At 64.6% G+C, this 9,425-nt stretch carries 9 protein-coding genes; 6 read left to right on the top strand and 3 right to left on the bottom strand.

The window, feature by feature from the left end:
* A partial coding sequence (locus tag ACRDTL_RS17825; protein WP_431508032.1) for an arabinosyltransferase C-terminal domain-containing protein occupies positions 1–146 on the top strand: 146 nt, incomplete at its 5' end.
* Between the two features lie 16 nt (positions 147–162).
* On the opposite strand, the gene pstA is transcribed toward ACRDTL_RS17825, so the two are convergent.
* The 3 genes from pstA to pstS (ACRDTL_RS17840) are packed head-to-tail and all read right to left on the bottom strand — an operon-like array spanning position 163 to position 3,150.
* Complete coding sequence (pstA, locus tag ACRDTL_RS17830) at positions 163–1,032, bottom strand: phosphate ABC transporter permease PstA (RefSeq protein ID WP_431508025.1); 870 nt, start codon at positions 1,030–1,032, stop codon at positions 163–165.
* Position 1,033: 1 nt separating this feature from the next.
* Entirely contained in the window at positions 1,034–2,041 is a 1,008-nt protein-coding gene (pstC, locus tag ACRDTL_RS17835; protein ID WP_431508026.1) for a phosphate ABC transporter permease subunit PstC, read from the bottom strand.
* Positions 2,041–3,150 carry a phosphate ABC transporter substrate-binding protein PstS gene (gene pstS, locus ACRDTL_RS17840; protein WP_431508027.1) on the bottom strand — a complete coding sequence of 370 codons (1,110 nt, stop codon included), beginning with the start codon at positions 3,148–3,150 and terminating at the stop codon, positions 2,041–2,043. The genes pstC and pstS (ACRDTL_RS17840) overlap by 1 nt, the downstream gene beginning before the upstream one ends.
* Before the next feature lie 292 nt (positions 3,151–3,442).
* Here pstS (ACRDTL_RS17840) and pstS (ACRDTL_RS17845) point away from each other — a divergent pair, with 292 nt between their 5' ends.
* The 5 genes from pstS (ACRDTL_RS17845) to ACRDTL_RS17865 all read left to right on the top strand — a co-directional run.
* A complete protein-coding gene (gene pstS, locus ACRDTL_RS17845) occupies positions 3,443–4,495 on the top strand; it encodes a phosphate ABC transporter substrate-binding protein PstS (RefSeq protein ID WP_431508033.1) in 1,053 nt (350 codons plus the stop codon).
* Positions 4,496–4,519: 24 nt separating this feature from the next.
* Positions 4,520–6,415: a serine/threonine-protein kinase PknD gene (locus ACRDTL_RS17850; protein WP_431508028.1), complete on the top strand. Its 1,896-nt coding sequence runs from the start codon at positions 4,520–4,522 to the stop codon at positions 6,413–6,415.
* 172 nt (positions 6,416–6,587) lie between these two features.
* Positions 6,588–8,054: a hypothetical protein gene (locus ACRDTL_RS17855; RefSeq protein ID WP_431508029.1), complete on the top strand. Its 1,467-nt coding sequence runs from the start codon at positions 6,588–6,590 to the stop codon at positions 8,052–8,054.
* 158 nt (positions 8,055–8,212) lie between these two features.
* Positions 8,213–8,800: a helix-turn-helix domain-containing protein gene (locus tag ACRDTL_RS17860; protein ID WP_431508030.1), complete on the top strand. Its 588-nt coding sequence runs from the start codon at positions 8,213–8,215 to the stop codon at positions 8,798–8,800.
* Positions 8,797–9,425: RES family NAD+ phosphorylase (locus tag ACRDTL_RS17865; RefSeq protein ID WP_431508031.1), on the top strand; the 629-nt coding region annotated here is incomplete at its 3' end. The genes ACRDTL_RS17860 and ACRDTL_RS17865, both read left to right, overlap by 4 nt.

Below are 9,425 nucleotides of genomic sequence, written 5' to 3' on the forward strand. Positions count from 1 at the left end.
CGACCTATCTGAAAGACGACTGGTCCCGTGACTGGGGCGCCTTGCAGCAGTTGACGCCGTATTACCCGGACGCGACGCCGGCCCGGCTGGACCTCGGTTCGGCGACACGCAGCGGGCTGTGGAGCCCCGCGCCGCTACGGCAGTAGCCCGGGTGCCGGGTTGTTACCGAGATTCCGAATGCCGCCGGGAGAACCAGGTGATCAGCCGCCCGGCGACGATCAGTAACACTAGGAAAACGAGCAGCAACAAAGCCGCGTCGTACGACAGGTCCTGGGCTGTTTTCGACGGCAGGTTGTAGAAGGTCCAGATCGGATAGGTCAGGTAGCCGATCTGCGAGTCGGTGAGTTGACCGGTCGGCACGAAATCCGACCAGCCCGCCGTGTACAGCATCGGCGCCGTTTCGCCGACAGCCAGGGCGAGCGCCACCAACATGCCGGTGACGATCCCGGGCACCGCAGACTTCAGCACGATCTTGCGCAGGGTCCAACCGAGTGGAAGCCCCAGTGCCTCTGCCCCTTCCCGGTAGGAGGTTGGTACCTGATGGAGCGCGGACTCGGTGGCCTTGGCGATGTACGGGATACTCAGCACCGACAGCGTCAACACCCCGGCCGCCGGGGATAACCCCCAGCCGAAGTACACCACGAGTGCCAGATAGCCGACGTAGCCGAGCACGATGGAGGGGATACCGGACAGCACCTCGTAGGCGCCACGCAGAATCGATCGCGTTCTGCCCGTAGCGAATTCGGTGAGATAGATTCCGGTCAACACGGCTACACTGCCGCCCACCAGCATGACGCCGCCACCCAGGACCACGGTGCCGACAATGGCGTTGCGTAGGCCGCCGCCGTCGCCTTGGGTGTCCTGGACCAGCACGCTCCAGTGGAACACCGGCACAGCACGGCTGACCACTCCGATCAGCATCCACAACGTCGGGATGATTACCAGCGCCAGACCGCACAAGCAGGCAGCCCACCACGACGAGTTGACGATCTTGCGCCGAATAGCGACCCGAGACGCAACCGATTCGCTCACGTCAAACCCCTCGTCCCACTGGTAGCGCGGTGCCCGACGTCCGGCGCACCAGCACACGAGCCGCCACATTCGTCAGCAATGTGATCACCATCAGCACCAGACTCACCTCGGCGAGGGTCTTCACCGCGAAGTTGGTGGAGTCCGTCATTGCCGAGTCGAGCTGCGACACCACGGTGGCGGCGATCGTGGTCATGGTCGAGTAGATGTTGGTGGGCAGCGCACCGAGTTCGGCGCCGGACACCATGGCGACGGCGATCGTCTCGCCCAGTGCACGTCCAAGCCCAAGGACCACCGCGCCAATGATCCCGCTGGCCACCCACGGCAGGGTGACGCTGCGCACGCACTCCCAATCGGACATGCCCAGGGCTCTTGCGCCCTCGCGCGGCAACACCGGCACCTGTCGAATCAGGTCACGCGTGGTGCTGGCGATGATGGGGATGATCATCACCGCCAGCACCAGACCGGACACCAACATGCCTTCTCCGTTGCCGGTGTCGCCGCGGAAGTAGTTGAGCACCGGTACATCGGGGGCGTTGCGAGCAATCACGGGGGCGATGTGGTGAGCGATGAACGGCCCGAAAGTCATTGCCCCCCACAGGCCGACGATGACGCTGGGGATTCCGGCGAGTAATTCGAGGATCATCCCGACGGGCGAGGCGAGACGCCTGGGCAACCGCTCTGCGATCGCTAACGCGGCTCCGATGGACACGGGCACCGCGATGATCAAGGCGATCGCCGAGCTCGCCAGAGTCCCGACAATCAATGACAACGCCCCGTAGTCGACTCCGACTGGATGTGCGACACCGTGAGTGACTACGGTAGCGCCGTAGAGGTTGCCCGGGTTCCATGGCGTGGCGGTGAAAAAATGCAGCCCGTTGATCCTGATCGCCGGCAGCGCCTCGATCATCAGCGTCACCAGCACGAAAACCAGCGCCAGCAGCGGGATCACCGCACCTAACCCACCCAGCCAGCGGACTGCTGAGCCGTTGCGGCTCAACCGCCGTCTCATCAGCTGGTGATCTTGGCGATCTGAGCGTCGGACAACTTCACCACCGAGGCTGGCAGCGGCTGAAAGTGCACCTTGTCCAGGAACGAGGGGCTGTTACCGTCGGTGGTCGCCCAGTGCAGGAACGCCTGCAACGTCTGGGCGGTGGCGGCATCCTTTTGGCTGCTGTAGACGATGGCGTACTCGTAGTAGACGATCGGGTACCCGTCAGCGGCGGGACCGTTGATCAGCGAGATTGCCTGGTTGGCCGGGGTCTTCGCGGCGAAGCCGACAGCCTCGGCCTCAATGCTTTGGGTGTCCGGCAGCAGGTACTTACCGGAGGCATTGCCCAACAGGGCCTCGCCCAGTCCCTTCTGGCTCGCCTCGTCGAGGTAGCTGCTTCCCATGTAGGCGACGCAGCCGGGGGTCGCCGCGCAGCCGGTCACCATGCCGCCCGCACCGTTTTCACCCAGCGCGCCGGGGACTACCGGGAAGTCGACGGTGGTGCCGAAGCTGGGCGACTTACCCCAGCCTTCGGGGTCTTGTTTGGACAGGTACTGGGTGAACACGAAGGTGTCGCCGGCCCCGTCGGAACGGTGCAGCGGAACCACCGGTGTGCCGGGCAGGTTCACCCCGGGGTTCAGGGCGGTGATCTGCGGGTCGTTCCAGGTTTTGATCGTGCCCTGATACATGGCCGCCAGCACTTTGCCGTTCAGCTTGAGGTGCTCGCTGACACCGGGCAGGTTGTAGTGGACCTGCTCAGCGGCAATGGCCAACGCGACGTTCATCAAGCCTTTGTGCTGGGCCATGTCACCCTCGGACAGGTAGGCGCCGGAGGCACCAATGGTGACCACCCTGGCAGCGGCCTGCGAGATCCCGGCGCCTGACCCGGTGGCTGCGGTAGTGATCGTGACGTTCCGATATTTCGACTGATAGGCGTCGCGCCACGAATTCATCAGCGGGTACAGCTCCGTGGCACCGGTCTCAGTCAGCGTCACCTGTGACGTCGCGGGCGTCGTAGCGACTTTGCCGGTGGTGGCCTCGGGATGAGACTGAGTTGACTTGGAGCTGCAAGCTGCTGCGGCCAGCACCAGCGCGGCGGCGGCCAACAGCGTGCATAAACGAATTTTCACGTGCCTCGCCCTTCTCTCCGGATAGCCGGATCAGCCGCATCGGCGGGACCGGTCTGGGTATCGAGCTGTTCAGCACCCATCAAAACCTGATGCTACTTCCTGGCGCCACGGTCAGGCTCAACCGTTGAATCCCCCATCCCCGTCCCCAGGGATTTGTACATTCACGGTAGGCATGTTTACCGCCGGCCAGGCGACGGGACGTGGCTCTGCCGGTCGATGGCAGAGTGGTGTACGTCGCCCTGATTCTTCGGAGAGAGGTTGCGTGAAGCTCAACGGTGCCGCGCTGAGCCTGATGGCCGCGGGCGCATTGGTGTTGTCGGCATGCGCCAGCAACACTGCGCCGGGATCGAAAGTGGACTGCGGCGGCAAGAAGGAACTCCATTCCAGCGGCGCGACGGCGCAAGAGAACGCGATCCAGCAATTTGTCTACGCGTATGGCGCCGCGTGCCCGGGCTACACGCTGGACTACAACGCAAACGGCTCCGGCGCCGGAGTGAAGGACTTCATCAACAATGTAACCGACCTGGCGGGCTCGGGCGTGCCGTTGGACCCATCAAAGGATGAGCCGGCCCGGGCGGCGAATCGGTGCGCATCACCGGCGTGGGACCTGCCGGCGGTGTTTCAACCGATCGCGGTCACCTACAACATCAACGGCGTGAGTTCGCTGCATCTGGACGCGCCCACCACCGCGAAGATCTTCAACGGCGCCATCACCACCTGGAATGACCCAGCGGTGACAGCCCTCAATGCAGGCACCGACCTGCCCTCAACGCCCATTCACGTCATCTTCCGCAGCGACAAATCCGCCAACTCAGCCAACTTCCAGCAATACCTCGAAGCCGCATCCAACGGTGCCTGGGGTAAGGGCGACGGCGAAACGTTCAAGGGCGGTGTGGGTGACGGCGCCGACGGGGATAATGGCACCTCGGCAGCCGTGCAACAAACCGACGGGTCGATCAGCTACAACCAGTGGTCGTTCGCAATAGGCAAACAGTTGAACATCGTCGGCATCGTCACGGCAGCCAGTCCGGATCCGGTGCCGATCACTGCCGACTCGGTCAAAAAGACGATTGCCGGAGCCCGGTTCACCGGGCAGGGCAATGATCTGGTGCTGGACACGTCGGCGTTCTACAAGCCGACGACGGCCGGTGCCTACCCGATCGTGGAGCCGACCTATGAGGTCGTCTGCTCGAAGTATCCGGATTCCTCGACCGGCGCGGCGGTAAAGGCGTTCATGCAGGCCACAATTGGTCCGGGCCAAGATGGCTTGGACCAGTATGGATCCATTCCGCTGCCGAGCTCGTTTCAATCGAAGCTAGCGACCGCGGTGAATGCGATCTCGTGATGCGAGACGGAGGGAGCGTCGACGGTGAGCGGCACTGAGCCGGATTCGCGGGTGGGGTCGCGGTTTGGCCCTTATCAGCTGCTGCGGCTGCTGGGCAGCGGCGGGATGGGCGACGTGTATGCGGCCGAGGACACTCGCAAGCGCCGGGTGGTGGCGTTGAAGCTGATCTCGCAGCAATTCTCCGGTGATCCGGTGTTCCGCGCCCGGCTGCAGCGCGAGGCCGACATCACCGGGCGGCTGACCGAGCCACATATCGTGCCGATCCACGACTACGGCGAGATCGACGGGCGGTTCTATGTGGAGATGCGCCTGATCGACGGCACCGATCTGACGACGCTACTGAAACGCTCTGGTCCGCTGAGCCCGCCGCGGGCGGTCGCTCTCGTGAACCAAATCGCTGCGGCGCTCGACGCCGCGCACGCGGCCGGGGTGACGCACCGCGATATCAAACCGGGAAACATCCTGATTACCAGCAACGACTTCGCCTACCTGGTGGATTTCGGCATCGCCCGGGCCGCCACCGACCCGGGGCTAACCCAGATCGGGACCGCGGTGGGGACCTACAACTACATGGCCCCGGAGCGATTCAGCGACGATGATGTCACCTACCGCGCCGATATCTACTCACTGGCGTGTGTGTTGAGCGAGTGTTTGACCGGGTTGCCGCCGTATCGTGCCGAAACCATCGAACGGTTGATCGCCGCGCATCTAACGCGGCCTGCGCCGCAGCCGAGCCAGCTGCGGCCGGGCATAGTTCCGGCGGCCTTCGATCAGGTGATCGCCAAGGGCATGGCTAAAAACCCCGAGGAGCGCTATCGCAGCGCCAGTGAACTGGCGACCGCCGCGCACGAAGCGCTGACGGTAGCCGAGCAGCAGCAAGCCACCACGATTCTGCGGCAAGGAGAGGTAGCGGCCCTGCGGGAGAGCGCTGGCGAGGCCGGTAGCTGGCGCAGCCGACCTGCGGGCCCACCCTCTCCCTGGGCCCAATCGACGCCCGGCCAACCGTACGCGCGCGAGCCTGACTTCAGCCGTGGTACGCCCGAGCCGCGCAACAAACGCGCGCTGTGGATCCTCGTCGGAGCTGTCGTGGTCCTACTCGTCGCGGCCACCGGATATCTGGTAACAGGGCCGCTGCGCCATCCTTCGACCCCGGCGTCCGGACAAACCGTGCTCCCGTTCAAGGGCCTCGACTTCCGCCTCTCCCCAAGCGGGGTAGCGCTGGACGCCGAGGGCAATCTGTACGTCACGAGTCAGAGCATGTTCGGCCGGGTGGTGAAGCTTGCCGCCGGGTCGAGCAACCCGACAGTGCTGCCGTTCAGCGGCCTTTACCAGCCGCAGTCGGTGGCGATCGACACCGCCGGCACGGTCTATGTCACCGACTTCAACAACAGGGTGGTGAAGTTGGATGCCGGCTCGGACACCCAGATTGTGATGCCGTTCAGCGGCCTCAATTACCCGGAGGGGGTAGCGGTGGACAGCGTCGGCGGCGTGTATGTCGCCGACCGGGGGAACGACCGCGTGGTGAAGTTGGCGGCCGGGTCGAACAACCAGACAGATTTGCCGTTCACCGGCCTCAATCACCCAGATGGGGTGGCAGTAGACAACTCTGGCAGCGTGTATGTCACGGACTCCGATAACAACAGGGTGCTGAAATTGGCGCCCGGGTCGAACAACGCGATCGAGCTGCCGTTCACCGGTCTCAGGGTGCCCTGGGGTATCGCGCTGGACGCCAGCGGCAGCGTCTACGTCACCGAACACAACACCAACAAGGTGGTGAAGTTGGAGGCCGGCTCCAACACCCAGACTGAGCTGCCGTTCACCGGCCTCAACGTCCCGTTAGCAGTAGCGGTAGACAAGGACGGAAACGTGTACGTCGCCGACCGTGGCAACAACAGGATGGTGAGGCTGGCGGCGGGCTGATGTGCCACGACGGTGAAAACTTTTGGCAGCAACCCGAACTCGGTGCACGATAGCCGGCCCTCCTGCGTGAGCTTGGGGCACCACCGAGCCGCCGACGAGATCGACCTCTGATATATGCCGCAAACCACCTCCTGCGTCTGATACCGTCTCGCCGGAACCGAGGAGGGTGGGGATGATTCGACGCCGCGGGGTGCTGCGCGGCCAATCCGAGCGCACCGTCCTTCTCGGCGCCATCCTGCTGGCGTCGGCACTTTCGGCGGCAACGGGCTATTTCCTCACCCAGTGCTTGTCGGTCGACGTGCTTTCCTCTCTTCTGTACATTCCCCAGGACTGCTTCGTCGACTGGGGTACGAACATCGGCCGGCACTGCTTCAGCGACTACGCAATTGTGGTGGATGCCGGGATGCAGCCTAACCCCTGGCAGCACAACGGTTTTACCCCGCCGGATGGCCCGCCATGGCGGCTCGCGTACCCAGCAGCCGGGGTGATCCCGCAGATGGCCTTTGGCTTTCTCGGTAAATGGCTGGGCGCGCCGCGTCTGGGGCTGGTCTGCTATCTGCTCGCGTTGACGATTGCGGTCCTTTCTCCCGCGGTCTGGGCTGCCCGGGGGGCACGTGATCTGGAGCGGGCGGTGGTCTTCGTGGCGTTGGGCGCCGCGGCCATCCCGGCGTGGGCGGTGATCGATCGGGGCAACTCGGCGGGGTTCGTGGTACCGATCGCGCTGGTTTTCTTGGTGGCGTTGTGTCGACGGCGGTGGGGCCTCGTCACGATCATGGTGATTCTGGCCGCGCTGGTGAAGCCACAGTTCGCCGTCCTGGCGGTGGCGTTGTTCGTGGTCCGACAATGGCGCTGGGGCGGCCTGGCCCTCGGCGGCATCGCGATCTCCAATATCGGCGCCTATCTGCTGTGGCCGCGGGACTTTCCGGCAACAATCGCACAGTCGATCCACAATCTCCCGTTCAGCAGTTCGCTCGCGTGGCTTACCGATCTGCGGAATTTGTCCGTCGGTAGAACGCTCTTACTGATCCCGGATGCCGTCGAGTTCTCCCTGACGGGCGGCAAGATACCGGAGGGCTTCCTCGCTGGTACGCGACCGCTGATCGGATACGCCGTCCTGGCCCTCGTGGTCGCCTGCCTGCTGGCTCTGGGGCGGCGCATCCCGCCTGTCATGGCCGGCATTGTGTTGCTCGCCACCGCCACATTCTTCCCCGCTGTGGTCGTCGCCTACTACCTGATATTCGTTTTGCCGGTCGCTGCGCTGGTTGTCCGGGACCCGGACGGGCCGGCTGGTGCCGGGGTATTCGACCGGCTTGCAATCCACGGCCGCCGCCGTCGTGCGATCGGCATCTGGGTAAGTTTGGCCACCGCGCTCAGCATCGCCCAGGTCGCGGTCCCAATTCTGTACCAGGTACCAACCTTGGGACAGCTGGGAGTCAAGGGGGCTACCACACTGCTGGCTGTCACCACGGTCCCTCTGACGCCCATCTTGTGGCTGATCGCGTGCGCAGTGATCATCGTCTCCTACGCCCGGAGACCGGCTCCCACACCTGACGGTGACCCGGGCACCGACCCATCCACATCCGAGCCGATTACGGAGTCTCCATCACGAGGACTGCCTGGCCCGTCGGAGGCACGTTGATATTCCCGGGCGGAGGGGCATCCGCACAGTCATCAGCGGTTCTCGCGCGTAGGTCCCCTGCGTGGGATGGGGCCGATTCAGGCCCCGTCGCCCCGGGGCCACTTCAACCATTGCGACCCACGCGCACATACCCGCATGACCGTGCTAACCTGTGCAATGTGGATAGATCGACTGCTCCCGCACTAAGCGCGCTGCTGGCTAAACACCACATTGGCCTGACGGTCGAAGAGGTCCTCGACGAGCTGGACTCCGCATTTGCGGCAATCCCCGCGGCAACCACCCTGTCGACGACAGAAGTGGAGTTCCTCCGCGCCCACGCCGAACCCCGTGCAGCAGCAGTGATCGACGCATGGTCGGCGGACAACGAACGTCAGGCCCGCGCCCGCGTTGCGGTGCGGCAACTCACCAGCGCGCTCTCGGGATCGGTCAGCATCAAAGAAGCCGCCGCGATCCTCGGCGTCGACCGGTCCCGCGTGTCGCGGCGCATCACCGGAAAAGCGTTGTGGGCCTTCGACCTTCAAGGAAGCCGACGCATCCCTCGCTGGCAGTTCCTTGGTGATGAACTGCTTCCCGGTTTGGACGTGATCGTCCCCTCGATACCACGTGGCACCACCCCCGCGGTTTTGGATGTGTTCATGCACACCCCGCAGCCCGACTTCGACGACCGCACCCCGATCGAGCATCTGGCCGCTGGCGGCGACCCCGCGGTGGTGGCCGGATTCATATCGGATCTCGGGCGCTGGTGAGCCCACGGCCCAAACCGAAGGCGCCACGAACGCCCCCAGAACAGCTCATCAGGGAACCTGACGACATCGCCGACTACACCGGCACGCTATGGCGGGTCCACCGCACCGAAGGCGAACACGTGCTGTCCTGGAACACGCTGCGCACCTATGGGCCGCTGCCGTCGATGCGCTGGGACCCACACCCGGGCCCTCAGCCCAGCTCGGCCGCTGAGGGCGTCCTGTACGCCGCAGCCGATGTCGCAACCAGCCTCGCCGAGGTCTACCAGACAACGCGCGTGATCGACACCCGCGCCGGCGCTCCGACTCTCACCGCGTGGCAACCGCAACGGAGACTGTGCCTGCTCGACTTATCGGGAACGTGGCTGCTCCGCAACGCCGCTTCAGCTGCATTGCTGGCCGCACCCCGATCCACATGCCGACGGTGGACCCGCGCCATCTACACGACCTGGCCCGAACTCGACGGCCTATACGTCCCGTCGACTATGACCGGGCGCCCAAACATTGTCCTATGGAACGCCGCCGCGGACTCGATACCCACGATGCCGTCGTTCTCCCGCCCCCTAACTCACCCACTCGTGTGGTCGATCGCGCAAGCGGTAGCCGCCGAGATCGGCTACCACATCCT

The organism is Mycobacterium sp. (assembly GCF_050700595.1).
In the GTDB taxonomy this organism is placed as follows: Bacteria; Actinomycetota; Actinomycetes; order Mycobacteriales; family Mycobacteriaceae; genus Mycobacterium.